The organism is Streptomyces sp. enrichment culture, assembly GCF_964273255.1.
Lineage (GTDB): Bacteria > Actinomycetota > Actinomycetes > Streptomycetales > Streptomycetaceae > Streptomyces.
Map to the genome: position 1 here is coordinate 5,619,196 of NZ_OZ186835.1, position 23,446 is coordinate 5,642,641.

General features: G+C 75.3%; 25 protein-coding genes and 1 riboswitch. Of the genes, 11 read left to right on the top strand and 14 right to left on the bottom strand.

From position 1 onward, the window contains the following. Positions 1–55: 55 nt before the first annotated feature. From ACSU53_RS24440 to ACSU53_RS24455, 4 genes are all read right to left on the bottom strand, one after another. Positions 56–1,573 (bottom strand): cobyric acid synthase, encoded by a 1,518-nt coding sequence (locus tag ACSU53_RS24440; protein WP_437031008.1) that lies wholly within the window; start codon positions 1,571–1,573, stop codon positions 56–58. Beyond that, on the bottom strand, positions 1,570–2,511 hold the full coding sequence (locus ACSU53_RS24445; RefSeq protein ID WP_437031010.1) for a cobalamin biosynthesis protein: 942 nt from the start codon (positions 2,509–2,511) through the stop codon (positions 1,570–1,572). The genes ACSU53_RS24440 and ACSU53_RS24445 overlap by 4 nt, the downstream gene beginning before the upstream one ends. Before the next feature lie 122 nt (positions 2,512–2,633). After that, positions 2,634–2,773: riboswitch (cobalamin riboswitch) on the bottom strand. Positions 2,774–2,930: 157 nt separating this feature from the next. Then, positions 2,931–3,152 carry a hypothetical protein gene (locus ACSU53_RS24450; protein WP_437031012.1) on the bottom strand — a complete coding sequence of 74 codons (222 nt, stop codon included), beginning with the start codon at positions 3,150–3,152 and terminating at the stop codon, positions 2,931–2,933. Between the two features lie 31 nt (positions 3,153–3,183). Continuing rightward, the gene (locus tag ACSU53_RS24455) at positions 3,184–4,470 is read right to left on the bottom strand and encodes an anion permease (protein WP_437031014.1); all 1,287 of its coding nucleotides are present in this window, start codon (positions 4,468–4,470) and stop codon (positions 3,184–3,186) included. Between the two features lie 292 nt (positions 4,471–4,762). On the opposite strand from ACSU53_RS24455, the gene ACSU53_RS24460 reads away from it, so the two are divergent. The 3 genes from ACSU53_RS24460 to ACSU53_RS24470 all read left to right on the top strand — a co-directional run bounded on the left by ACSU53_RS24460 (position 4,763) and on the right by ACSU53_RS24470 (position 8,403). After that, positions 4,763–5,410, top strand: a complete 648-nt coding sequence (locus tag ACSU53_RS24460) for a class II aldolase/adducin family protein (RefSeq protein ID WP_437031016.1) — start codon at positions 4,763–4,765, stop codon at positions 5,408–5,410. Between the two features lie 202 nt (positions 5,411–5,612). Continuing rightward, a complete protein-coding gene (locus ACSU53_RS24465; RefSeq protein ID WP_437031018.1) occupies positions 5,613–6,752 on the top strand; it encodes an alpha/beta hydrolase family protein in 1,140 nt (379 codons plus the stop codon). A gap of 202 nt (positions 6,753–6,954) precedes the next feature. Further along, positions 6,955–8,403, top strand: a complete 1,449-nt coding sequence (locus ACSU53_RS24470; protein WP_437031020.1) for a hypothetical protein — start codon at positions 6,955–6,957, stop codon at positions 8,401–8,403. A 70-nt stretch (positions 8,404–8,473) separates the two neighbouring features. Here ACSU53_RS24470 and ACSU53_RS24475 read toward each other — a convergent pair whose 3' ends face one another. Next, positions 8,474–8,887 carry a VOC family protein gene (locus ACSU53_RS24475; RefSeq protein ID WP_437031022.1) on the bottom strand — a complete coding sequence of 138 codons (414 nt, stop codon included), beginning with the start codon at positions 8,885–8,887 and terminating at the stop codon, positions 8,474–8,476. Positions 8,888–9,163: 276 nt separating this feature from the next. On the opposite strand from ACSU53_RS24475, the gene ACSU53_RS24480 reads away from it, so the two are divergent. From ACSU53_RS24480 to ACSU53_RS24490, 3 genes are all read left to right on the top strand, one after another. Further along, positions 9,164–10,762: an ABC-F family ATP-binding cassette domain-containing protein gene (locus ACSU53_RS24480; protein ID WP_437031024.1), complete on the top strand. Its 1,599-nt coding sequence runs from the start codon at positions 9,164–9,166 to the stop codon at positions 10,760–10,762. 383 nt (positions 10,763–11,145) lie between these two features. Continuing rightward, a complete protein-coding gene (locus ACSU53_RS24485; RefSeq protein WP_030404458.1) occupies positions 11,146–11,367 on the top strand; it encodes a helix-turn-helix domain-containing protein in 222 nt (73 codons plus the stop codon). 152 nt (positions 11,368–11,519) lie between these two features. Continuing rightward, complete coding sequence (locus tag ACSU53_RS24490; protein ID WP_437031026.1) at positions 11,520–12,323, top strand: enoyl-CoA hydratase/isomerase family protein; 804 nt, start codon at positions 11,520–11,522, stop codon at positions 12,321–12,323. Between the two features lie 99 nt (positions 12,324–12,422). Here the strand turns inward: ACSU53_RS24490 and ACSU53_RS24495 are convergent, their stop codons facing one another. Continuing rightward, positions 12,423–13,217 (bottom strand): nucleopolyhedrovirus P10 family protein, encoded by a 795-nt coding sequence (locus ACSU53_RS24495; protein ID WP_437031028.1) that lies wholly within the window; start codon positions 13,215–13,217, stop codon positions 12,423–12,425. Between the two features lie 86 nt (positions 13,218–13,303). On the opposite strand from ACSU53_RS24495, the gene ACSU53_RS24500 reads away from it, so the two are divergent. From ACSU53_RS24500 to amaP, 5 genes are all read left to right on the top strand, one after another. Beyond that, on the top strand, positions 13,304–13,798 hold the full coding sequence (locus ACSU53_RS24500; RefSeq protein WP_437031030.1) for an Asp23/Gls24 family envelope stress response protein: 495 nt from the start codon (positions 13,304–13,306) through the stop codon (positions 13,796–13,798). Between the two features lie 289 nt (positions 13,799–14,087). Further along, positions 14,088–14,273, top strand: a complete 186-nt coding sequence (locus ACSU53_RS24505; RefSeq protein ID WP_437031032.1) for a hypothetical protein — start codon at positions 14,088–14,090, stop codon at positions 14,271–14,273. A gap of 5 nt (positions 14,274–14,278) precedes the next feature. Then, positions 14,279–14,662 carry a hypothetical protein gene (locus tag ACSU53_RS24510; protein ID WP_437031034.1) on the top strand — a complete coding sequence of 128 codons (384 nt, stop codon included), beginning with the start codon at positions 14,279–14,281 and terminating at the stop codon, positions 14,660–14,662. Then, positions 14,659–15,309, top strand: a complete 651-nt coding sequence (locus ACSU53_RS24515; RefSeq protein WP_437031036.1) for a DUF6286 domain-containing protein — start codon at positions 14,659–14,661, stop codon at positions 15,307–15,309. Before ACSU53_RS24510 ends, ACSU53_RS24515 begins: the two co-directional genes overlap by 4 nt. Continuing rightward, positions 15,306–15,893, top strand: a complete 588-nt coding sequence (amaP, locus tag ACSU53_RS24520; protein ID WP_437031038.1) for an alkaline shock response membrane anchor protein AmaP — start codon at positions 15,306–15,308, stop codon at positions 15,891–15,893. The genes ACSU53_RS24515 and amaP overlap by 4 nt, the downstream gene beginning before the upstream one ends. 31 nt (positions 15,894–15,924) lie before the next feature. On the opposite strand, the gene ACSU53_RS24525 is transcribed toward amaP, so the two are convergent. The 8 genes from ACSU53_RS24525 to ACSU53_RS24560 form a co-directional block, all read right to left on the bottom strand. Next, on the bottom strand, positions 15,925–16,680 hold the full coding sequence (locus tag ACSU53_RS24525) for an SDR family oxidoreductase (RefSeq protein ID WP_437031040.1): 756 nt from the start codon (positions 16,678–16,680) through the stop codon (positions 15,925–15,927). A 4-nt stretch (positions 16,681–16,684) separates the two neighbouring features. Next, a complete protein-coding gene (locus ACSU53_RS24530; protein ID WP_437031042.1) occupies positions 16,685–18,475 on the bottom strand; it encodes a glycoside hydrolase family 15 protein in 1,791 nt (596 codons plus the stop codon). Positions 18,476–18,508: 33 nt separating this feature from the next. Beyond that, entirely contained in the window at positions 18,509–18,871 is a 363-nt protein-coding gene (locus ACSU53_RS24535; protein WP_437031044.1) for a hypothetical protein, read from the bottom strand. Beyond that, on the bottom strand, positions 18,868–19,479 hold the full coding sequence (locus ACSU53_RS24540) for a sigma-70 family RNA polymerase sigma factor (protein WP_437031046.1): 612 nt from the start codon (positions 19,477–19,479) through the stop codon (positions 18,868–18,870). The genes ACSU53_RS24535 and ACSU53_RS24540 overlap by 4 nt, the downstream gene beginning before the upstream one ends. Continuing rightward, a complete protein-coding gene (locus tag ACSU53_RS24545; protein WP_437031048.1) occupies positions 19,476–21,038 on the bottom strand; it encodes a sodium:solute symporter family protein in 1,563 nt (520 codons plus the stop codon). The genes ACSU53_RS24540 and ACSU53_RS24545 overlap by 4 nt, the downstream gene beginning before the upstream one ends. 189 nt (positions 21,039–21,227) lie before the next feature. Then, positions 21,228–22,028, bottom strand: coding sequence for an SURF1 family cytochrome oxidase biogenesis protein (locus ACSU53_RS24550; RefSeq protein ID WP_437031050.1), 801 nt, complete (start codon positions 22,026–22,028; stop codon positions 21,228–21,230). Positions 22,029–22,086: 58 nt separating this feature from the next. After that, a complete protein-coding gene (locus tag ACSU53_RS24555; RefSeq protein ID WP_109379926.1) occupies positions 22,087–22,320 on the bottom strand; it encodes a hypothetical protein in 234 nt (77 codons plus the stop codon). Positions 22,321–22,421: 101 nt separating this feature from the next. Continuing rightward, positions 22,422–23,402, bottom strand: a complete 981-nt coding sequence (locus tag ACSU53_RS24560) for a DEDDh family exonuclease (protein ID WP_437031052.1) — start codon at positions 23,400–23,402, stop codon at positions 22,422–22,424. Positions 23,403–23,446: the final 44 nt, after the last annotated feature.

Below are 23,446 nucleotides of genomic sequence, written 5' to 3' on the forward strand. Positions count from 1 at the left end.
TGCTCGTGCCGTCGCGGGTGCGCGTGCGGGTGTGTTCCCCCGCCCGGTGCCGCGCTCACGCGGGTGCTCCCGGCGGGACGAAGGGCAGCCCGCCGGGCGGGCCCGACTCGATGAGCCGCCACAGGGCGTCCGTGTCCGCGTGCTGTCCGATCAGGTCGCCCAGCCGGTCGAGCTGTTCCTCGCGCAGCGCGGCGAACGACGTGTCCGGAGCGGGCACGAAACGCCGCCCCGCCGCTGCCGCCACCTCGCGCAGGAAGGCCCGCCGGAAGCCGTCCGACTCCAGCGAGCCGTGCCAGTGCGTGCCCCAGGTCTGCCCGGAGCGGCAGCCGTCCAGGAAGGGCGTGCCGCCGGTGACCTCGGCGACCCCGTGGTGGATCTCGTACCCCTCGACCCGCTCGCCCAGGGCCTCACCGGACGGCCGGGCCAGGGTCTTCTCCCGCGCGAACCGCACCCGTACCGGCAGCAGCCCGAGCGCCTCCACCCGCCCGGCCCGGCTCTCCACGTCGTCCTCGATGTGCTCGCCGAGGATCTGGAAGCCGCCGCAGACGCCCAGCACCGGACGCCCCTCGGCGGCACGCCGCCGCAGGGCGTCGGCCAGGCCGCGCTCGCGCAGCCAGCGCAGGGCCCGCACCGTGCCGCGGGTGCCGGGCACCACGACGAGGTCGGCGTCGGCCAGCTCCTCCGGCCGGTCCACGAACCGCACCACCACGCCCGGTTCGGCGGCCAGCGCGTCGACGTCGGTGAAGTTGGACATCAGCGGCACCGCGCACACCGCGACCCGCAGCACGTCCTCGCCGACCGGCGCGGACACCGCGGACTCCCGCACGGCACCGCGCAGCGACACCCGCAGGCCGTCCTCCTCGTCGATGCCGAGCCCGTGCCGGAACGGCAGCACGCCGTACGTCCGCCGCCCGGTCAGGCCGTGCAGCATGTCCAGGCCCGGCTCCAGCAGCGACACGTCGCCCCGGAACTTGTTCACCAGGAACCCGGCGACCAGGTCCTGGTCCTCGCGGGACAGCAGGGCCAGCGTGCCGAAGAAGGAGGCGAACACCCCGCCCCGGTCGATGTCGCCCACCACCAGCACCGGCAGCCGCGCGCCCCGCGCGATGCCCATGTTGACGATGTCCGTGCGGCGCAGGTTGATCTCGGCCGGGCTGCCGGCCCCCTCGCAGATCACCGCGTCGTACGTGCCCCGCAACTGCTCCAGGCAGTCCAGCACCGTGCCGAGCAGCCGCTCCTGGCGCCCGGCGTGGTAGCCGCGGGCGCTCAGCTCGCCGACCGGCCTGCCGAGCAGCACCACCTGGCTGCTCCGTTCCCCGCCGGGCTTGAGCAGCACGGGGTTCATCAGCGCGGTCGGCTCGATCCGGCACGCCTGCGCCTGCATGGCCTGCGCCCGGCCGATCTCCGCCCCCTCGCGGGTGACGAAGGAGTTCAGCGACATGTTCTGCGCCTTGAACGGCGCCACCCGCACCCCCTGCCGGACCAGCCAGCGGCAGATGCCCGCGGTCACCACGCTCTTGCCCGCGTCCGACGTGGTCCCGGCGACCAGCAGACCGCCCCCGAGCCCGCTCACGGCCTGCGTCCCCTCACCAGGAGCCGTGCGGCGGCGCCGACGCCCAGTGCCAGCCAGCCCACCCGCCGGGACAGCCGTACCGCCCGGTCGATGTCCGGCACGGTCACCGGTCTGCCGCCGCCGTTGAGGACGGGCCGGTGCTCGACCCGCCCGGCGTACGAGAGCGTCCCGCCGAGCCGGACGCCGAGGGCGCCCGCGAACGACGCCTCCACCGGCCCGGCGTTGGGGCTCGGGTGCCGTCCGGCGTCGTCCCGCCAGGCCCGCACGGCGCCCCGCGGGTCGGGGCCGGCGGCCGCGGCGAGGGCGGCGGTCAGCCGCGCGCCGGGCCAGCCGGCGACGTCGTCCAGCCGGGCGGACGCCCAGCCGTAGCGCAGGTGACGGGGGGACCTGTGCCCGACCATCGCGTCCAGGGTGTTGACCGCCCGGAAGCCGAGCAGTCCGGGCACCCCCGCCACGGCGCCCCAGACCAGGGCCCCCACCACGGCGTCGGAGGTGTTCTCGGCGACGGACTCCACCACCGCGCGGGCGATCCCGTCGGCGTCCAGGGCCTGCGGGTCCCGCCCGCACAGGTGCGGCAGCCGCGCGCGGGCGGCCTCGACGTCCCCGTCCTGGAGCGCCCGCCCGACGGCGCGCGCCTCCCGGGCCAGCGAGGTCCCCCCGACGACGGCCCAGGTGGCGGCGGCGGTCAGGGCGACGGAGGCGGCGGGGGAGGAGCGGACGCGGCGGGCCGCGAGGCCGCCGAGGGCCACGGTCCCGCCCACGCAGACGGCGGTGTGCAGGGCGCCCGCGCCCCGGTGGTCCCGCCACAGCACTCGTTCCACGGCGGCCGCGGCCCGTCCGAACGCGGCGACCGGGTGCCCGCGGCGGGGATCGCCGAGGAGCTGGTCGCCGAGGAGGCCGGCGGCGGCGCCGTACGCGAACACGCGATCGGCACGCACGGGTTCAGCCGGTGACGGTTCCGGAGGGGGCGGCCCCGGCAGGGGGCGGGGAGGGAAGGGTCGACCTCGACTGGCAGCCGCGCATGGCGATGTGTCCTCACTCAGGGTGTCCGCGCCCTGGCTCGACGAGACCGGCGGCGAGAGTTCCTGGCTCCCGGGGGCGTCGACCCCCGGTGACAGTGGCGGGACCGCGCCGGAGTCGCACCGGCTTCCTCTCCTGCCGCCGTGTTGGCCCCGGCAGTCCACCACGGGCCCCGAACACCCGTCAACTTGCCGCTGACCTGCGGGACTGAAGTGTGCCGAGGCACACACGGGACGCGGCCGCCCGCCCCGGGGCCCGGGGCGGAACACGACGGCGGGCGGCCGCGGGCCGGGGCCCACGACCGCCCGCCGGGCGGAACAGCGCGATCAGGCGGTGCTCACGCCATGATCAGGTAGATGCCGTAGCCCACCGCCGCCGCGCAGGCGGCGAAGCAGGTGTACGCGCCGGTGACCGCCAGGGCCGCGGAGTGGCCCTGCTCGGCGGCCTGGTCACGGCGGGACAGGCCGGCGATGCCGAGGGTGAACAGGCCCACCAGGGCGACGGTGACCACGAGGCTGACGCCGAAGACGGAACCGAGGGCCGCCCAGTCGATTTCCATGGTGCTCTACTTCCTTCGTACCGGGTCGCGGTCAGACGGTGGTCGGGGCCGCGGGGGCCGCGGGGGCGGCCGGGTCGGCGACGGAGGCGGTCGCCTGGGCCGGGATGGTGGCCGAGAGGTCCTCGGCCAGGGCGCCCGCGGGGGGCGGGGTCACCGCGGCCATGGCCGTGGTCACCACACCGGCCGGCTCGTCGGCCGAGGCGCCGGTGCCGGGGTCGTCGGTGTCGTTGACGTTGGTGTGGTCCACGACCTCGCGCCGGGAGATCTTCCAGATCGCCGCACTGGAGAGGACGAGGAAGGCGGCCACCAGGCCGGTGCCCCAGGCACCGAAGCCGCAGATCCACTCGGCGATCGCCGCGACGATGGCGGCGGCGGGCAGCGTCAGGCCCCAGGCGACGAACATCCGCGTCGCGGTCGACCAGCGGACGACACCGCCCTTGCGGCCCAGCCCCGCGCCCATCACGGCACCGGAGACGGAGTGGGTGGTGGAGAGGGAGAAGCCGAGGTGCGAGGAGGCCAGGATGACCGTCGCGGCGCTGGTCTGGGCGGCGAAGCCCTGCTGCGGCTGGAGGTCGGTGAGGCCCTTGCCCATGGTGCGGATGATGCGCCAGCCGCCGAGGTAGGTGCCGAGCGCGATGGCCACGCCCGCGGAGACGATGACCCACAGGGGCGGGTCGGAGTCCGGGACCAGCACACCGCCGGAGACCAGGGCCAGGGTGATGATGCCCATCGTCTTCTGGGCGTCGTTGGTGCCGTGGGCCAGGGAGACCAGGCCGGCGGAGGCGATCTGCCCGGCGCGGTAGCCCTTCTCGGCCGCCTTGCCGTTGGCCTTCTTGCCCATGCGGTAGGTCAGCTTGGTCGCGTACATCGCCGCGACACCGGCCACGATCGGGGCGGCGATCGCGGGGATCAGAACCTTGGTGACCAGCACGTCGCCGTGCACCGCGCCCAGGCCGGCCGAGGCGACGGTGGCGCCGATCAGACCGCCCATGAGGGCGTGCGAGGAGCTGGACGGCAGGCCGACCAGCCAGGTGAGGAGGTTCCAGAGGATCGCGCCGACCAGAGCGGCGAAGATGACCTCGGGACGGATGCCGGCCTCGTCGACGAGGCCCTTGGAGATCGTGTTGGCGACCTCCACCGAGAGAAAAGCACCGACAAGGTTCAGCACGGCGGACATGGCGACCGCCGTCTTGGGGCGCATGGCACCGGTCGAAATGGTCGTTGCCATCGCGTTCGCGGTGTCGTGGAAACCGTTCGTGAAATCGAACGCGAGTGCGGTCACCACCACAATCGCGAGGATCAGCGAGAAGCTTTCCATTTACCCAGGCAATCGTTCGAGGTCATTGGCGCGTCGAACGTAAGTAACCCGGGTGAACGGAAGATGAACTGGGACGGGCGCCGCGGTGACCGGAAGAGGGGGGTGCCGCTCCGCCGTACGGCCGCTCTGCGTGACCCTCCGAAAGCCCTCCGTCCGCACGCCGTTCGTCGACCGTTGTCCCGCCTGGGGCGAGGGGCCGGAGCGGGCCTGACAGGATCGCGCCATGACTGAGGAACCGGTGCGTGACGGACGGAACACAACGGATGAAAAGGACGCCGAGCGGCAGGGTGACATGCGTCACACCGAGGCCCGCGCGTGGGCCGAACTCGTCGCGACCGCCCGCCGGACGGTCGCCGACGGGCTCGTCGTCGGCACCTCCGGCAACGTGTCGGTGCGGGTCGGCGACATCGTCCTCGTCACCCCGTCCGGCGTTCCCTACGACCGGCTGACCCCTGGGGACCTGACCGGCGTCGACCTGGACGGGCGCCAGGTGCGCGGCTCGCTCGTCCCGACCAGCGAACTGCCCCTGCACCTGGCGGTGTACCGGACGACCGGCGCCCGCGCTGTGGTCCACACCCACGCCGTGCACGCGACGGCCGTCTCCACGCTCGTCGACGAGCTCCCGCTCGTCCACTACATGGCCGCCGCCCTCGGGGGCGCCGTCCGCGTCGCCCCGTACGCCCCCTACGGCTCCGACGAGCTGGCCGCCCACGCGCTGCGGGCCCTTCGGGACCGCTCCGGCTGCCTCCTGCGCAACCACGGCACCCTCACCCACGGCGCCACCCTCGATCAGGCCTACGACCGCACCGCCCAGCTGGAGTGGATGTGCCGCCTGTGGCTCACCGCCTCGTCCGTCCCCCACCTGACCCCGTCGCTGCTGACCCCGGAGCAGGTGGCCGAGGTGGGGGAGCGGCTGCGGGGATACGGGCAGCCGGGGTGAGCGGCCGGCCGGACGGCTGCCCGGGGTCGTGGCGGTGCGGGGGCCGGTGCGGCGGCCACCGGCGGCACGGGCCGACGGGCCCGCCCGGCCGCCGACCCGCCCGGCCGCCGACCCGCCCGGCCGGCGGGCCGTCGGCCGCGGGAGGTCACCCGCAACGCCCCGCCCACTGGCCCGGGGCGCGGTCGGCCAGGACACTGGACGGGTGCGCACTGTCAGAGCGACGGCCGCTGCCGTCACCGCCGTGATCGGGGCCGGCGCCGCCGCGGTGGCCGCCGGCCGACTCGCCAGCGATGCCGCCCTGAGGACACCCGCGGGCAGACCCCTGCCCACCGAACCCCGGCTCACCGTGCACGGCACGGCCGCGGGCCGCGTCGCCCTCACCCGGCACCTCGCCGCACTCCGGCCCGGCCGGTACGGCCTGTCCGGGGAGGGCGTCCACGCCGTCGTAGGCCCCGTGCTCGACGGGGCGTCGGACACCGCCGACACCGTCGTCCGGCGGCTGGAGGGCGTCGCGCGCGGCTCCCTGGAACCCGGCAACCGGGTGCGCCTCGTCCCGCACCTGCACCTCGGCGACCCCGGGTCCGCGCTCGGACTGGACCACACCGACGTCTCGCTCGCGGGCGAACTCGGCCCCCTGCCCGCCTGGTTCGTGCCCGGCCCCCGCGACACCTGGGTGATCGCCGTGCACGGCCTCGGGGCCGGCCGGGAGCACGCGCTGAACCTGCTGGACTTCCTGCACCGCCTCGGCTTCCCCGTGCTCGTACCGGCCTACCGCGGCGACCGCGGCGCCCCGCGCCCGCCGGACGGCCTGAACCACCTCGGCGAGACCGAGTGGCGGGACCTGGACGCGGCGATCCGGTACGCCGTGGACCGCGGCGCCCGGCAGGTCGTGCTGCACGGCTGGTCCACCGGCGCGACCATGGCGTTGCGCGCGGGCGCCCGCTCGGGCCTGCGCGAACGGGTGGCCGGGCTCGTCCTGGACTCCCCGGTGCTCAGCTGGGAGACGACCCTGCGCTCTCTGGCCACCGCCCGGCACACCCCCGGCGCCCTATTGCCGCTGGCGGTCCGCGCCGCTCAGGGCCGCACCGGCCTCTACGGCGACCGCCGCGCCGGAGCGGTCCGGCTGGACCGGGTCACGGTGCCCACCGTGATCTTCCACGGGCCCGGCGACACCGTGGCCCCCTGGTCGCTCTCCCGCCGGCTCGCCTCCGCGCAGCCGAACACGGTCACCCTGCGGACCGTCCCGGACGCGCCCCACGGCGCGATGTGGAACGCCGGCCCCGCCGCCTACGAGGAGTCCCTGCGCCGCTTCCTCACCCCGTTCATGACCCCCTTCGCGTGACGCGCGCGGGGCGCCGGCCGCCCGGCCGGGCAAACCGGCCGGGCGACCCGTCCCGGCCGGTGCGCACCACACCGTTCGAAGCCGTACGACTGGCCTGATATCGCCCCTCGACCGCCCGCGCGCGCCCGTGTGTCGGCCTCCCGCGGCACCGCTCGCCGCCCTCCGTTTGGGATTTCGGACCGTCACCCGCAAGACTGCATCCGTGACGTCCCGTATCCCGCGCGACTCCAGGCTTCGACTCGTTGGCCCACGTCCCCTGGCCGCCGCCCCCGCAGTGATGAACCAACGGCGCCCGCGCCGCCCCGCGCCGCGCCCTCCGGAGGGCACGCCCGCCCGCTCGGAACTGGCCGGAATGGCGCGTTCCGGTCTGGCCGGCGCGGCCCGCGTGGCCCGCTGGGCGGACACCGCCCTCGGCCCCGGCCGGGGCAGCCCCACCGACGACGGCAAGGCCACCCTCTCCGACGCGAGCGCCGAACGCGCCGCCGCAGACCTCGGCCTGACCCCGGCCCAGGTCCGCGCCGACTGGGACACCGCCCGCCTCGCCGGCCTCGTCGAGGTGCACGGCGGCAGCGCCCGCCCCGGCTGGCGGCTGCGCGCCTGGAACCGTGACGACAGCGCGGTGCTGCGCGGCTGGGTGGCGCTGTTCGACGCCTGGTCGCTCGCCGTCCCGGAGCCCGCGGACCAGGAGCCCGCGGCCGTCGCCGAGGTCGTCTCGGCCATGCCGCAGGTGCTCTCCTTCCTCCAGCTCTCCGCCGGCCCCGTCCCCGTGCCCCAGCTGCTCGACCTGCTCCAGCAGCGGGTGACCGAACTGCGCACCGCGCGCTGCGAGATCGACTACGCCGACCGCGCCGAACCGGACGAGCCCGGCGGTGCCCCGGCCCACGGGCTCCGCCTCGCCCCCGCCGCACCCGAACCCCCCGCCGCCGCGCCCGCGCCGCTGGAGCCCCTCCTCGACTGGGCGCTGCGCGCCCTCGCCTCCGTGGGCGCCCTCACCTACGGCGACGGACAGGCCACGCTCACCGCCCTCGGCAGCTGGGCGGTCTGGGTCAAGCTGGAGCAGATCTGCGTGGCCGCCCAGAGCCCCGCCGGCAACATCGAGCAGGGCGCCGAGGACATGCTCCGCGGCTGCGCCCAGCTGCGCCCCAACGCCGCCCGCGCCGAGTACCGCGCCTGGCTGGCCGCCCGCCCCGTCGGCAGTGCTGTCACGGAGCTGATCGGCGCCGCCCGCGGCGAGGACGCCCTGCTGCGCGGCCTCGCCTTCGAGGCGCTGCGCGTGGTCGGGGCCCCCGCGGAGCCCGAGGTCCGCGCCGCCCTCGACGACCCGGCGCTGCGCCCCTACGCGCTGCTGTGGCTCGCCGAGCACGACGGCGCCGACCCGGAGGACGCCCACGAGGTCCTCACCCGCGAGGAGGCGACGTGGCTGTGGGTGGACACCGCCGCCGCCGTCGCCGACCACGGTGAGGCGCCGCTGCTGGTGCGGCACCTGGAGTCCGCGGTGCAGCCGACCGTGCCCGCGCTGCTCAAGGAGGTCCGGGCGGTCGGACACCCGCGCACCGTGCAGGTCCTGGTCGCGCTCGCCGCCGCGCACCCCGACCCGGCGCTGGCCAAGGCCGTCCGCCGCGCCGCCTTCCAGGTGCACACCGGAGGCTGACGCCACCGGGCCGTTCCGGCCCGGCCGGCCGGTCCTCGGGCCCCCTCGCGGGGGCCGGGAGCGGGGTGCGTCAGTGCGTGACCTCGGGCGCGTACGTGCCGAAGCTCCAGATGTTGCCCTCGAGGTCGCGGGCCATGTAGTCGCGCGCGCCGTAGTCCTGGTCGGTCGGGGGCATGAGGATCTCCGCGCCCTGCTCCACCGCGCGGGCGTGGTGCCCGTCCACGTCCTCCACGACGATGTACGCCGCGGCCGGTCCGGCGTCCTTCATCGCGGTGTCGAACGCGCCGCCCCGCCCCTTGGAGCCGAGCATCACCACGCCGTTGCCGTGGGCCAGTTCCGCGTGCGTCACCGTGCCGCCCTCGCCCTCGTGGACCGCCAGCGCGCGGAACCCGAAGGCCTCGGTGAGCTGCCGGACGGCCGCCTTCGCGTCCGCGTACAGCAGGGTCGGGACGATGGTCGGACGTGCTGCGTCGGTGCCTGCCATGGCGATCACTTCCTCGTGTCTCGCTGCCGGTTGTGCCACTTCTCCTGATCCGCCGTCCAGTGTGACACCCGTCACTGACAGCGCCCCGCGGCCCGCCGGGCGCGCCCTCCCGTAACACCCGGACGCAGAAAAAGCGGTTGCCACGCCCCGTTAGAATGGCCCGCATGGCCATTCTCCTCGCGCATTAGACGGCGGAACCGTCCTCAGCAGCCCACCGCCACCCTCCCCGCTCGTGACTCCGACCGAGCCGGGGCCCCAACGCCCAGGAGTCTGACCGTGATCTCCGCCTCCGGCATCGAGCTGCGCGCCGGTGCCCGTGTCCTTCTCGAGAGCGCCACTTTCCGCGTCGCCAAGGGCGACCGCATCGGCCTGGTCGGCCGCAACGGCGCCGGCAAGACCACCCTCACCAAGGTCCTCGCCGGCCAGGGCATCCCCGCCGCCGGCACCGTCACCCGCTCCGGCGAGGTCGGTTACCTGCCCCAGGACCCCCGCACCGGCGACCTCGACGTCCTCGCGCGGGACCGCATCCTGTCCGCGCGCGGCCTGGACGTGCTGATCCGCAAGATGCGGGACAACGAGCAGCGCATCGCCGGCGGCCAGGGCGCCACCCGGGAGAAGGCGCTGCGCCAGTACGAGCGGCAGGAGACCGAGTTCCTCACCAAGGGCGGGTACGCCGCCGAGGCCGAGGCCGCCACCATCGCCGCCGCCCTGAACCTCCCCGACCGGGTGCTGAGCCAGCCGCTGCACACGCTCTCCGGCGGTCAGCGCCGCCGCATCGAACTCGCCCGCATCCTCTTCTCCGACGCCGACACCCTGCTGCTCGACGAGCCGACGAACCACCTCGACGCCGACTCGATCATCTGGCTGCGCGACTACCTCAAGACCTACCGCGGCGGCTTCATCGTGATCTCCCACGACGTCGACCTGGTCGAGACGGTCGTCAACAAGGTGTTCTACCTGGACGCCAACCGCGCGGCCATCGACATCTACAACATGGGCTGGAAGCTCTACCAGCAGCAGCGCGAGGCCGACGAGAAGCGCCGCAAGCGCGAGCGGGCCAACGCCGAGAAGAAGGCCGCCGCGCTGAACGCCCAGGCGGACAAGATGCGCGCCAAGGCCACCAAGACGGTCGCCGCGCAGAACATGGCCCGCCGCGCCGAGCGGCTGCTGTCGGGCCTGGAGGAGGTCCGCCAGTCCGACAAGGTGGCCAAGCTGCGCTTCCCCGAGCCCGCCCCCTGCGGCAGGACGCCGCTGATGGCCGAGGGCCTGTCGAAGTCGTACGGCTCGCTGGAGATCTTCACCGACGTCGACCTGGCCATCGACAAGGGCTCCCGGGTCGTCATCCTCGGCCTCAACGGCGCCGGCAAGACGACCCTGCTGCGCCTGCTCGCGGGCGTCGAGCAGCCCGACACCGGGGCCGTCGTCCCCGGTCACGGGCTCAAGCTCGGCTACTACGCGCAGGAGCACGAGACCCTCGACCAGGACCGCACGGTGCTGGAGAACATGCGCTCGGCGGCCCCGGACATGGACCTGGTCGAGGTCCGCAAGGTGCTCGGCTCCTTCCTGTTCTCCGGTGACGACGTCGACAAGCCGGCCCGGGTGCTCTCCGGCGGCGAGAAGACCCGTCTGGCGCTCGCCACCCTGGTGGTGTCCTCGGCGAACGTGCTGCTCCTCGACGAGCCCACCAACAACCTCGACCCGGCCAGCCGCGAGGAGATCCTCGGCGCGCTGCGCACGTACAAGGGCGCGGTGGTCCTGGTCACCCACGACGAGGGCGCCGTCGAGGCGCTCCAGCCGGAGCGGATCATCCTGCTTCCGGACGGCATCGAGGACCTGTGGGGCGCCGACTACGCGGATCTCGTCGCCCTCGCCTGAGCCACCCCCGGTGAGCGGCCGGTCACGCACCGCGGGTGCGGGGCCGGCCGTCGGTCGTGATCCACTCCCCATGGATCATTCGGCCCATCGGTGATCCACCATCTGTGTGAGATCTCCTCATCCCGAGGTGTGTCCTACACGGATTTCCCGGTCGCGTCCGGCATGGGGCGGGGTCCGGCGGGCGCGCCCTTCTGACCAGGAACTTCGCGGAGGAACCCGTTCGGCGGTGCCGTCGGCGCCGCCCGGAATCACTTCCTCCGGTTGTGGGGACGTGCTCCCGTCGTCACAACCTTGTCCCATCGACCTTGCCGAATGGGTGGCCATCGGGCCCGGTAGGGGTGATCATGAGAAGACCAGAGCGCACTTCCCATGAGGAGGCACGGGTGGCCGAGACTCTGAAGAAGGGCAGCCGGGTGACCGGCGCCGCGCGCGACAAGCTCGCGGCAGACCTGAAGAAGAAGTACGACGCCGGTGCAAGCATCCGGGCGTTGGCCGAGGAGACCGGCCGCTCGTATGGCTTCGTGCACCGCATGCTCAGCGAGTCGGGCGTCACGCTCCGAGGGCGTGGCGGGGCGACCCGGGGCAAGAAGGCCTCGTCGGCCTGATCCCGGCGCCACGGTTCCGAGGGTGACCACCCGGTCGGGCGACTGACCGGCCGGGTGGTTACTGTGCAGTCACTTAGGCGTGCCGCGGTCCGGGATCCTCGGGGTCCCGCCGTCCCGGTACGCACGACGACCGCACCCATCGGAGGCGCCCCATGGCTTCGCCCGCCCAGGACCTCGGTCCGGTACTCGACAAGGACGGCGTCCGGCTGACCGTGGACGACGCGATCGCCACGGTGACGCTGACCAACCCCGCCAAGCGCAACGCGCAGAGCCCGGCCCTGTGGCGGGCCCTGACCGAGGCGGGCCGGATGCTGCCGGGCTCCGTCCGGGTCGTGGTGCTGCGCGGGGAGGGCAAGTCCTTCTCCGCCGGACTCGACCGGCAGATGCTCTCGCCCGAGGGCATCGAGGGCGAACCGTCGTTCGTCGACATGGCGCGCGGCGACGAGGCCGCGCTCGACGCGATCATCGCCGAGTACCAGGACGCGTTCACCTGGTGGCGGCGCAGCGACCTGGTGTCCATCGCGGCCGTCCAGGGCCACGCCATCGGTGCCGGTTTCCAGCTGGCGCTCGCCTGTGACCTGCGCGTCGTCGCCGACGACGTGCAGTTCGCCATGCGCGAGACCAGCCTCGGCCTGGTCCCCGACCTGACCGGCACCCATCCGCTGGTCGGGCTCGTCGGCTACGCCCGCGCGCTGGAGATCTGCGCGACGGGCCGCTTCGTCCTGGCCGAGGAGGCCGTGAACACCGGCCTGGCCAATCTGGCGGTGCCCGGCGGCGAACTCGACGCCGCCGTCCAGGACCTGGCGGCGGCCCTGCTGGCCGCGCCCCGGGACGCCGTCATCGAGACCAAGGCGCTGCTGCGGGGCGCCCAGGAGCGCCCGTACGAGGAACAGCGCGTCGCCGAACGCGCCGCCCAGGGCCGCCGGCTGCGCGATCTGGCCGGCCTCGGCGACTGACGCCGCCCGGAACCGCCCGGCTCCGGGCGGTTCCGGCTCCGTCCGTTCCGGTCACGGCTCCGTCCGTCACGCCTCCGTCCGTCCGGTTCCGGCCGCCGCTCAGTCGGCGGCCGTGACCAGGACGGCCACCGCCGGACGGTCGGGCAGCGCCGCCCGTACCGCCGCGCGGACGGCCAGCGCCACGTCCAGGGCACGGTGACCCGCGCCCACGGCGAGGTCCACCCGCACCTGCCGGTGCGGCAGCGCGGCCTCGCCCGGCACCGAGGTCAGCCGCACCGCGCGGCCCGGCGAGCCGGCCAGCCGGGCGACGCCCGGCACGGCCAGCGCCGCCTCGGCCACCCGCCGCTCGTCGCCGTCGTCCGGGCCGCCCGCGTCCGCCGCGTCGCCGGCGCCGTCGGTGCCCCCGGCCGCCCCGGGCGGGGACGGCACGGACGGCGGGGCCTTCGCGTCCCGCCCTTCCCCCGCGTCCGGGCCGGTCGCGTCGCCGGGGCCGGCCGGTGCCTCCAGGAGGTCCGTGACCCGCAGGTCCACCTCCCCGACCACCAGGCCCACCCGTTCGGCGCAGGCCCGTGCCAGCGCCCTCCGCAGGCGCTCCGTGGTCACGGGCAGCGGCTCCGCGGCCGTGGCCGTGCACTGAGCCGTCACCCGCAGCGGGCCCGGCGGCAGGGCACTCGGCGGCGCCGGCACGACCGGCGCACCGGCCGGTCCGGGCGCGGCGAGTCCGATCCGCAGCGCGCCCAGGCGTACGCCGCCCACGTCCCGCACCGCCGACCGCAGGACCGCCGCCGCGGCCCGCTCGGCGATCCATGCCCCGTCGTGGGGCCCGCCCAGGGGCAGGAACCGGCCCAGCCCGACCTGCTCCCGCACCGCCCGCGTCCATTGCTGTGCCGTCATTCCTCCAGCCTGCCGCATCCCTGGCGCGCGACCACGCAACCGCGCTTACGGTGGTCGTGAGGACCACGACCGGAAGGACGCGCGGCATGACGGACATGACCGAGGGCGGCTCCACGAGGACCGCCGAGCTGGAGAAGACGTCGGGCGAGACCTCCCGCAAGGGGCAGCCCACCCGGCGAGGCGGCGGTGACCCGGCCGGCCGGGGCCGCACCACCATCGCGGACGGCGTCGTCGAGAAGATCGCGGGCATGGCCGCGAGGGACGTGCTGGGCGTGCACGCCATGGGCAGCGGGCTGTCCCGCACCTTCGGGGCCGTGCGCGACCGGGTGCCGGGCGGGTCGAAGTCGGTCACCCGGGGCGTGAAGGCCGAGGTGGGCGAGGTGCAGACCGCGCTCGACCTGGAGATCGTCGTCGACTACGGGGTGTCCATCAAGGACGTGGCCCGGGACGTCCGGGAGAACGTCGTGGCGGCCGTGGAGCGGATGACCGGTCTGGAGGTCGTGGAGGTCAACATCTCGGTGAGCGACGTCAAACTGCCCGACGAGGAGGACGACGAGGAGCCGGAGTCCCGGCTTCAGTGAGGCCGCGGCCGGGCAGGAACGCGGGACGGAGCGCGGCCGGCCCGGGCCGCTGACGGCGGCGCACGCGCGTCGGCCGCGCGGGCGGGCCCGAGGGCGCACGCGGGAACGGTCGCCCACCCGGGGACGGGGCGCGGCCCCGGCCCTGCGTGGTCACCGGGGCGCGCTGGTTCACGAGGGTCGCTGCCACGTCGGCCCCGCCCGGCGGCAGCGCGCACACGCACGGCCGCGCTCACGGGAGCGGCGGCGACGGGTACGGCTGGGGTACGGCTGAGGAGCTGAGGAGCGCACCATGAACATGGCCGTGGTCGGCATGATCGCCGGCATGGCACTGGGCTTCGCCGGATACTTCGGCGGGTTCGGAGCATTCCTGCTGGTGGCGGCCCTGGGCGCGGTGGGGTTCGTCGTCGGGAGGTTCCTCCAGGGAGACCTGGAACCGGGCGACCTCTTCCGCCCCCGTGACGAACGGCGCCGGTGACCCCGGTGACCGCCGCGAACACGGCCGCCGGTGAGCTCGGCCGGGGCCCGGGCGCCGTGGCCCCGGGCGACCGCGGTGCGACCCGGATCGCCGACCGGGTGATCGCCAAGATCGCCTCCCGGGCGGCGCGCGAGGCGGTCGGACCGCTGCCGCCGGACGCCGACCCGCCCCACGCCACGGTCGTCGTCCACCACGACACCGCCCGCTTCCGGGTCCACGTCGAACTCGACTACCCGGCCGACCTCGGCGACCGCTGCGCGCGGGTGCGCCGCCGGGTGACCGAACGGGTGACGGACCTGGTGGACCTGCACGTCACCGAGGTCGCGGTCCAGGTGGAGCGGTTGCACCTGACGGCGGCCCTCGGCGCGCCCCGGGGGAGGACCCGGTGAGCGGGGCCCACGACGCCGGGACGGGCACCGGCACCGCCCCGGTCACCCCCGGACGGCACGACCCGGGAGCACGATCCGGCCCCGGGGACCGGGACCTGCCGGGCGGGCACCGCCGCTTCTGGTCCACCCGCCGCGTTCCGGCCGCCCTGCTGGCCCTCCTGCTGCTGGTGGTCGCGGGCGCCTTCCTCTACGACGTGGCCGCGGTGCGGGCCGGCCGTCCCGCGATGGCCTGGCGCCGCGAACTCGCCCGGCAGCTCGCCGAACGCCCCCTGGACGACCTCTGGGTGCGGATCGGCGCCGGGGTCGCCGCGGCCCTCGGACTCTGGCTGCTGCTGCTCGCACTCACCCCCGGCCTGCGCGCCCTGCTGCCGATGCGGCGCACCCACCCCGACGTGCGGGCCGCGCTGCACCGGGACGCGGCCGCGATGGTCCTGCGGGACCGCGCCATGGAGGTGGCCGGTGTGCAGGCGGTACGGGTCCGCGTGGGGCGGCGCCGCGCCGACGTCCGCGCGGTGTCGCACTTCCGCGCCCTGGACGACGTCCGCCACGACCTGGACCTGGTGCTCGCCGAGGCGGTCCGGGGGCTGGGGCTCGCCCGGCCGCCCGCGCTGTCCCTGCGGGTGCGACGGCCCGGACGGAAGGGGTGACAGCCGTGCTCACGACCGTCAACCGGGTGCTGCTGGGCATCGCGGGACTCGTGCTGGCCGCACTCGGCGGCTCCGTGCTGGCGGTGGGCTTCGGAGCGCCGGCGCCCTCCTGGTGGATCCACGACGGACGGCACGACGTGCTGCTGGACGCGTCGGAGCGGACCCGGTGGCGGGCGGAGGACTGGTGGTGGCCGGCCGTCATCGCCGCGCTCGCGGTCCTCGTCCTGCTCGCCCTGTGGTGGCTGGTCGCGACGCTGCGCCGGCGGCGGCTGGGCGAGGTGTTCCTCGACACCGGCGACGGCGAGGGCGCGACGCTGCGCGGGCACGCCCTGGAGGACGCCCTGGTCCGGGACGCCGGCCAGGTGGACGGCGTCCACCAGGCACGGGTGCGGCTCACCGGCCGGCCCCACGCGCCGGCCGCCCGGGTACGGCTGCTGCTGGAACCCGACGTCGACCCCGGCACCGCCCTGGACACCCTGACCACCGGCGCCCTCACCCACGCCCGCACCTCGGCGGGCACGGCCGCGCTCCCCGCCGAGGTCCGCCTGCGCGCCGTCAAGCACGGGGCGGAACGGGTGAGTTGACCGGGCCCGCCGCGGGGGAGGGTGCGGCGGGTCAGAACCCGTGCCGCACGCCGCCGTCCACCGGCAGCATCACGCCGGACAGGTACGACGCCGCCGGGGACAGCACGAACGCCGCCGTGCGGCCAAACTCCTCCGGAGTGCCGTAGCGGCGCAGCGGGATGCGCGATTCGGCGGCCCGGCGGGTGGCCTCAGGGTCGGCGGACAGGGCGTCCAGCTCGCGCACGCGGTCGGTGTCGATCCGCCCGGGCAGCAGGCCCACCACGCGGATGCCGCGCGGGCCCAGCTCGTCCGCGAGGGACTTGGCGAACCCGGCGAGCCCGGGACGCAGGCCGTTGGAGATGGTCAGCCCCGGGATCGGCTCGTGCACCGAGCCGGACAGCACGAAGCCGATGACACCGCCCTCGCCGAGCTCCGCCGCGGCCGCGCGGGCCAGCCGCACCGCGCCCAGGAAGACCGACTCGAAGGCCGCCCGCCACTGCTCGTCGGTGGTGTCCGCGACGAACCCCGGCGGCGGTCCGCCCACGCTGACGAGGATGCCGTCCAGGCGGTGGAACCGCTCGCGGGCGGTCGCCACCAGCCGCCCAGGCGCCTCGGGGTCGGCGTTGTCGACGGCCACACCGACCGCGTTCGGCCCCAGGGCCGCGGCCGCCTCGGCGGCGTTCTTCTCCTCCCGGCCCGTGACGACCACCTTCGCGCCGTCGGCGACCAGCTCGCGCGCGGTGGCGTGGCCCAGCCCGCGGGTCGCCCCGGTGACGACGTACACCCGGTCCTTCAGTCCAAGATCCATGGCCCTATCCTGCCTCGTCCGCTTCTTCGCCGAACAGGGCGAGAGCGGTGTTCACCAGACCGATGTGGCTGAACGCCTGCGGCACGTTGCCGAGCTGCCGCCGGCCCACCGTGTCGTACTCCTCGGACAGCAGACCGACGTCGTTGGCGAGCCCCAGCAGCCGTTCGAACAGCTCGCGCGCCTCCCGCGTCCTGCCGGTCATGTGCAGGGCGTCCGCCAGCCAGAAGGAGCACACCAGGAAGGTGGCCTCGTCACCCGGCAGCCCGTCGACCGCGGTCGTCGCGGCGGGCGTGTACCGGCGCAGCAGCCCGTCCCGCCCGAGGTCCGCCCGGACCGCCTCGATGGTGCCGAGCACCCGCGGGTCGTCGGGGGGCAGGAAACCCACCCGCGGGATGAGCAGCAGCGCCGCGTCGAGCTCGCGCGAACCGTAGGACTGGGTGAAGGTGTTCCGCTCGGTGTCGAAACCCTTCTCGCACACCTCCCGGTGCACCCGGTCGCGCAGCTCGCGCCAGCCGTCGAGATCGCCGTGCAGGTCCGGGTCGTCCTCCAGGGCGCGCACCGCGCGGTCCGCGGCGACCCACACCATGACCTTGGAGTGCACGAAGTGCCGCCGTCCGCCGCGCACTTCCCACAGGCCCTCGTCCGGCTGCTGCCACACCGTGCGGAGGAAGTCCATCAGCACGGTCTGCAGGGCCCACACGTCGGGCTGCGCGGACAGGCCCGAACGGCGGGCCAGGTCCAGGGAGTCCATCACCTCGCCGTACACGTCGAGCTGGAGCTGGTTGACCGCCTCGTTGCCGACCCGTACCGGCGTGGCGCCGCCGAAGCCGGACAGCCAGGGCAGTTCGAACTCCGGCAGCCGCCGCTCGCCCGCCAGGCCGTACATGATCTGCAGGTCGGCCGGGTCGCCCGCGACCGCCCGCAGCAGCCAGTTCCGCCAGGCCTCCGCCTCCTCCTGGTACCCGGCCGCCAGCAGCACGTTCAGGGTCAGGGTGGAGTCCCGCAGCCAGCAGAACCGGTAGTCCCAGTTGCGCACCCCGCCCGGGTCCTCCGGCAGCGAGGTGGTGGCCGCGGCCACGATGCCGCCGGTGGGGGCGTAGGTCAGCGCCTTGAGCGTGATCAGCGACCGGACCACCATGTCCCGGTGCGGGCCGCGGTACCGGCAGCGCGACGCCCAGGCCCGCCAGTCCGCCAGGCTGTGCCGCAGCGAGGTGTACGGGTCGACGAGCGGCGGGCGCGGCTCGTGCGAGGGGTGCCAGGTCAGCACGAACGCGACCCGCTCACCCTCCTTCACCGTGAACTCCGAGACGGTGCTCATGTCCTCGCCCCAGGTGCGCACCCCCGGCTCGCTGCGCAGCCACACCGAGTCGGGCCCGGCGACCGCCACCCGGTGCCCGTCGTCCCGCCGCACCCAGGGCACGACCGAGCCGTAGTCGAAGCGCAGCTTGAGCACGCTGCGCACGGTGACCTCCCCCCTCACCCCCTGCACGATCCGCACCACGTCGGGGGCCCGGTGGCGCTGCGGCATCAGGTCGGTGACCCGGACCGTGCCGCCGTCGGTCTCCCACTCGGTGTCCAGGACCAGGGTGTCCTGCCGGTAGGCGCGGCGCGTGCAGCGCTCCGCCCCCACGGGGGCGATGCGCCAGTGCCCGTTGTCCTCGTCGCCGAGGAGCCGGGCGAAGCACGCCGCGGAGTCGAAGCGGGGCAGGCAGAGCCAGTCGATGGAGCCGTCCATGCCCACCAGGGCAGCGGTCTGCTCGTCGCCGATGAGCGCGTAGTCCTCGATACGGTGCACGAGGTGCGGGTTCCCGGCCTCCCCGGGCCGCAATCAGGTCGGGAGCCGGGGGAGTGACGGGCCGTCGGCGGACGGGGAGCCGTCGCCGGAGAAGATCACCCCGGGCTCGGCGGGCGCCTGGTTGAGCACCCACAGCCCGATCAGGACGGCCAGCGCGAAGACGACGGCGACGAGCACCGTGAGGACGAGCCGGCGGCGGCGTTCCCGGCGCAGCCACGCCCCGCGCGCCGTGCGGTACGCGTCCGGGTCGGGCAGCACGCCCCCGGCCAGCGCCGAGAGGGCGTCGCGCAGCTCCCGTTCGGTGCGGTCGGCGCCGGGCGGGCAGGGCTCGGGCCGGTCGTGGTGCGTACGGTCCGCACCGGTGCCACGCGGCCCGGTCGCGTCTCGATGTCTCATCGCCGGGCCTCCATCGCCTGGGTCAGCGCGGCGATGCCGCGCGAGGTGTGCGTCTTCACGGAGCCGCGCGTGATGCCCATCGCGGCGGCGATCTCGCTCTCCTTCAGCCCGAGCCAGTGCCGCAGCACCAGCGCCTCGCGCTGCCGGGTGGGCAGCCGCCGGAGCGCGTCGATCAGCACCCGCTGGTCGTCGCGGAGCAGCGCGGTGTTCTCGGCGGACGCGACGGTGTCGTCCGGCGGGGCCTGCGGCACGACGCGGCGCACCACCTGCAGGTGCCGCACCCGCGTCCGGGTCAGGTCGCAGACGGTGGAGCGCAGACAGGCCTCCGCCGCGCCCACGTCCTTCAGCCGCCGCCACTTGCGGTAGAGCTGGTAGAACGCCTCGGCCACCACGTTCTCCGGGTCGTCGGCGCCCAGCAGCACGGCCAGCCGCAGCATGGAGGAGTAGTGGGCCTCGAAGAGGCGGGCCACCCCGGCCTCCCGCTCCCGGTCGGCCGGATCGGCGGCCTGGGCGGGCGGCTGCCCGCGGACCGCCGTCGGGGGCGGCGCCGGGGGAGGGACCGCCGGGGCGGGCGGCAGGGTGTCGGGGGACTGCGGCCGGCGTCTCACGTGGTGTCGGCTCCCGTCTCCGGGCGCCGCCCGGCCATCGGGCGGGGCGGCAGGTCGGTGGCGTCCGCGCCGCGCGGGACGCCGAGGCGGTGCAGCGCCGGGGTGCAGGCCACCGCGACGGTCAGGTTCAGCAGCAGGGCGGCGACCCCGGCGTAGATCTCCACCGGCCCGCCGCCGGGGCCGAGCGGCACGATCGAGGAGAACCCCTCGCGCACCACCAGCCAGGTCCCGGCGGCCATGCCCGCGGTCCACCCGGCGAGCAGGGCCCGCGGGTGCAGCCAGCGTGTGTACAGGCCGACGGCCACCGCCGGGAACACCTGGAGCATCCACACCCCGCCCAGCAGATGCAGGTTGACGGCGTCCTGGTCGCGCAGCCCGAACACGAACGCCACGGCGCCCAGCTTCGCGGTGAGGGACACCGCCTTCGCGATGCGCACCTGGCGCTTCGGGGTGGCCGTCGGATGCACGTACTCCACGTACACGTTGCGCACGAAGCTCGTCGCCGCGGCGATCGACATGACCGCCGCCGGGACCAGCGCGCCCACCACGATCGCGCCGAACACCAGCCCCGCCAGCGGTCCCGGCATCAGCCGGTCGACGAGCATCGGCACGGCCGCCTCCGCGCCGCCCTCGGGGGCGCGCACCCCGGCGGCGAGGGCGGCGATGCCCAGGAAGCCGAAGAGCGCCAGCAGCGCGGTCCAGGCGGGCAGCCTCGCCGACACCTTGCGCAGGGTGCGCGGCCCGTCGGCCGCGAACCCTGCGGTGAGCACGTGCGGGTACATCAGCAGGGCCAGCGCGGAGCCGAGCGCGAGGGTGGCGTACGCGGGCTGCTGCCCGGGGGTCAGCACCAGCGGCGAGTGGGCCGTGTCCGTCCCGCCGAGCGCGCGGGCCGCACCGTCGAAGACGGCACCGGGCCCGCCGAACCGCCGCAGCACCAGCCAGCACACCGCGGTGAGCGAGACGAACACCGCGACCGCCTTCAGGGCCGCGATCACGGTGGGCGCCCGCAGTCCGTGCCGGTAGGTCGCCACCGCCAGGCCGGCGAAGACCGCCACCATCACCAGGTCGCCGGTGGCGCCGTGCGGGTACAGCCCGCCGGCGGTGAGCACCGCGCGGATCCCCAGCAGTTGCAGCGCCAGGTAGGGCATCGTCGCGAGGATCCCGGTCAGCGCCACCACCAGGGCCAGCGGCGGCGACCCGTAGCGTCCGCGCACGAAGTCGGCCGCGGTGACGTAGCCGTGCCGGCGGGCCACGCTCCACAGCCGGCTCAGCAGCACGAAGGCCAGCGGACAGACGATCACCGTGTACGGCACCGCGAAGAACGCCGGCGCCCCGTTGCCGTACGCCAGTCCCGGTACGGCGGTGAAGGTGTACGCGGTGTAGACGGTGCCGCCGAGCAGCAGCCAGGTCCAGCCGGCCCCGAGGCTGCGGTCGGCGAGCGCCCAGCCCTCCAGCGAGGGCAGCCGGTCGCTCGGCCGGAGCCGGCGCGCCGTGACGGCGAGCAGCGACGCCCCGCCGATCACGGCGAGGAACGTCGCGGTCATGGCGCCGTCGGCCATGCGTCACCGTCCTTGTGTGCCCCGTACCCGGTGAAGTGCCGCGCCGGGGACCGGTTCGCGGGACAGGGACCCCGGGGCCGTCCGCCCGGGGCGCCGCGACGGCCGGGCCCGGCGGCCCGCACACTCTCGCACACGGGGGCGGGCGGCCGGGAGGGGTGCGCGGGCCGGGGGCGGTTCAGACGGGGGCGGTCAGACGGAGGCCGGCTCCGACTCCGGGGCGCCGGCGGGCCCGGCCGCGGACCGGGCCGCCCGCTCCCGTGTCTCACGGCGCACCAGCACGACCCAGCCGACCGGCACGGCCGCGGCGAACAGCCACCACTGCAGGGCGTACGCGTAGTTCAGGGCGGCGTTCTCCTCGCCCGGGCCGCCGAGCAGCTGCGGGCTGCCGTCGCGCGGCTCGGGCGCCGTCTGCACCACGTGGCCGCCGAGCACCTCGGCGCCCAGGCGGCGGGCCTCCAGTTCACTGTTGATCAGCATGATCTGCCGGTCGGGCAGGCCCTGGAGGTTCTTGATGCCGCTGGCCTCGGTGGTCTCGTCGGGCATCAGCCGGCCCGTGATCGTGACCTCGCCGGAGGGCGGCGGGGGAACGTCCGGGAACACGGTCTGGCTGGGCCCGTCCGACGGGATCCAGCCGCGGTTGACCAGCAGGATCCTGCCGTCCCGGAGGACCAGCGGGGTGAGGACGTGGTAGCCGACCTCGTCGTCGGAGTTGGTGCGGCGGCGCACCACGACCTCGGCGTCGGTGTCGAACCGGCCCGTGGCGGTCACCGTGCGGTACCGCTCCTCGCGGGTCACGGCGTGCCCGGGGGAGGCGAGCCGCTGCACGGGCACCGGCTCCGCGTCCAGCGCCTCGGCGACGAGCCGGTTGCGCGCGGAGCGCTGGTCGTGGCGCTCCATCTGCCAGAAGCCCAGCCAGATCATCGTGGGGATGAGCAGCAGGGCGACCAGGGTGATGGTCACCCACTGGCGGGACAACAGGAAGCGGTACACCCCACGACCGTACAACTCGGTCGTGGGGTGCTCGGAGGCGGGTACGTCCGGTACGCCCTCATACCCGGTCCACGATGCCCGTCCTTCCCTCCGCCCGGGCGCAGTGGGCCCCGCAGTACCAGTGGCCCTCGGCCTCCACGCCCTGGCCGATGATCTGCACCCGGCAGTGCTCGCAGATCGGGGCCATGCGGTGGATCGCACAGGAGAAGCAGTCGAACACGTGCACGGCCCCCTGGGCGTGCACCTCGAAGGTCATTCCGTAACTGTTGCCGCATACTTCGCAGGTCGCCATGGGCCACAGGGTGGGCCGTCGGTCCGTGGGGGACGAGCGGGCGGCAGGCGAGTCGCCGGGCAATCACCCGTCCGTACGGTCGCCCGCCCGGCGGGGCCCGGTCAGCCCTCGGACGCGGGTTCGACGTTGCCGAGCAGCTGACCGAACGCCGCCTCGTCCACGACCGGTGTGCCGAACTGGCGGGCCTTGACCACCTTGGACGTCCCGGACCCGGGGTCGTTGGTGACCAGGAGGCTGGTCAGCCGGGACAGGCTGGTGGCCACGTGCAGTCCCGCCTCCGTCGCCCGGTCCTCCAGCAGTTCCCGGTCGACGGAGGTGTCGCCGGAGAAGGCCACCCGCATGCCCTGCTTGAGCGGCCTGCCCGGCTCGTACCGCCCCGGGTTGGGGTACGGGCAGGCGGGCCGCCTGCGCGAAGGGCGCCAGGTGGCCGGGCGCCCGGCGTAGGCGGCCTGCTGCCCGATCCGCGGCCGGTCCGTCCACTCCGTCAGCGGCCGGCACTCGTGCAGCGGCAGCCGGACGTTCGCCGCCGCGGCGGCCCGCAGGCTGGGACGGAACGCCTCCGCCAGCACCCGCGCGTCGTCCAGCGCGTGGTGCGCCCGCTGCTGCACGACGCCGAAGTGCGCGGCGAGCGACTCCAGCTTGTGGTTGGGCAGCGGCAGCCGCAGCTCCTTGGCGAGCGCGATGGTGCACAGCCGCTGCCGCACCGGCGCCTCGACACGCGCGCGGGCGTACTCCCGGGCGATCATCTGCCAGTCGAAGACCGCGTTGTGCGCCACCAGCACCCGGCCCCGCAGCCGGGCCGCGAACTCCGCGGCGATGTCGCCGAACAGGGGCGCGCCCTCCAGCGCCTCGCTCGTCAGGCCGTGGATCCACACCGGGCCGGGGTCCCGCTCCGGGTTGACCACGGTGTACCAGTGGTCCTCGACCTCGCCCTGCGCGTCCAGCCGGTACACGGCCGCCGAGATGATGCGGTCGTCCCGGGCCAGCCCCGTCGTCTCCACGTCAACGACCGCGTAACCCCGGGGATACGCCGCCGGCCACACGCCGGGGGAGGGGGCTGCGGTCGTCAGGTCTTCGAGCATGGTCACTGAGGATACGGGGCGCGGCCGACACTGCGGTCCGTCAG

Bases quoted from the DNA above. Each gene is read 5' to 3' on its own strand.
- ACSU53_RS24495 (WP_437031028.1), bottom strand. From the start codon at position 13,217: ATGACGGCACAGCAATGGACGCGGGCGGTGCGGGAGCAGGTCGGGCTG.
- ACSU53_RS24555 (WP_109379926.1), bottom strand. From the start codon at position 22,320: ATGGCGACCTGCGAAGTATGCGGCAACAGTTACGGAATGACCTTCGAG.
- ACSU53_RS24505 (WP_437031032.1), top strand. From the start codon at position 14,088: ATGAACATGGCCGTGGTCGGCATGATCGCCGGCATGGCACTGGGCTTC.
- ACSU53_RS24475 (WP_437031022.1), bottom strand. From the start codon at position 8,887: ATGGCAGGCACCGACGCAGCACGTCCGACCATCGTCCCGACCCTGCTG.
- ACSU53_RS24460 (WP_437031016.1), top strand. From the start codon at position 4,763: ATGCGTCACACCGAGGCCCGCGCGTGGGCCGAACTCGTCGCGACCGCC.
- ACSU53_RS24535 (WP_437031044.1), bottom strand. From the start codon at position 18,871: ATGAGACATCGAGACGCGACCGGGCCGCGTGGCACCGGTGCGGACCGT.
- ACSU53_RS24525 (WP_437031040.1), bottom strand. From the start codon at position 16,680: ATGGATCTTGGACTGAAGGACCGGGTGTACGTCGTCACCGGGGCGACC.
- ACSU53_RS24500 (WP_437031030.1), top strand. From the start codon at position 13,304: ATGACGGACATGACCGAGGGCGGCTCCACGAGGACCGCCGAGCTGGAG.
- ACSU53_RS24560 (WP_437031052.1), bottom strand. From the start codon at position 23,402: ATGCTCGAAGACCTGACGACCGCAGCCCCCTCCCCCGGCGTGTGGCCG.
- ACSU53_RS24545 (WP_437031048.1), bottom strand. From the start codon at position 21,038: ATGGCCGACGGCGCCATGACCGCGACGTTCCTCGCCGTGATCGGCGGG.
- ACSU53_RS24450 (WP_437031012.1), bottom strand. From the start codon at position 3,152: ATGGAAATCGACTGGGCGGCCCTCGGTTCCGTCTTCGGCGTCAGCCTC.
- ACSU53_RS24455 (WP_437031014.1), bottom strand. From the start codon at position 4,470: ATGGAAAGCTTCTCGCTGATCCTCGCGATTGTGGTGGTGACCGCACTC.
- ACSU53_RS24490 (WP_437031026.1), top strand. From the start codon at position 11,520: ATGGCTTCGCCCGCCCAGGACCTCGGTCCGGTACTCGACAAGGACGGC.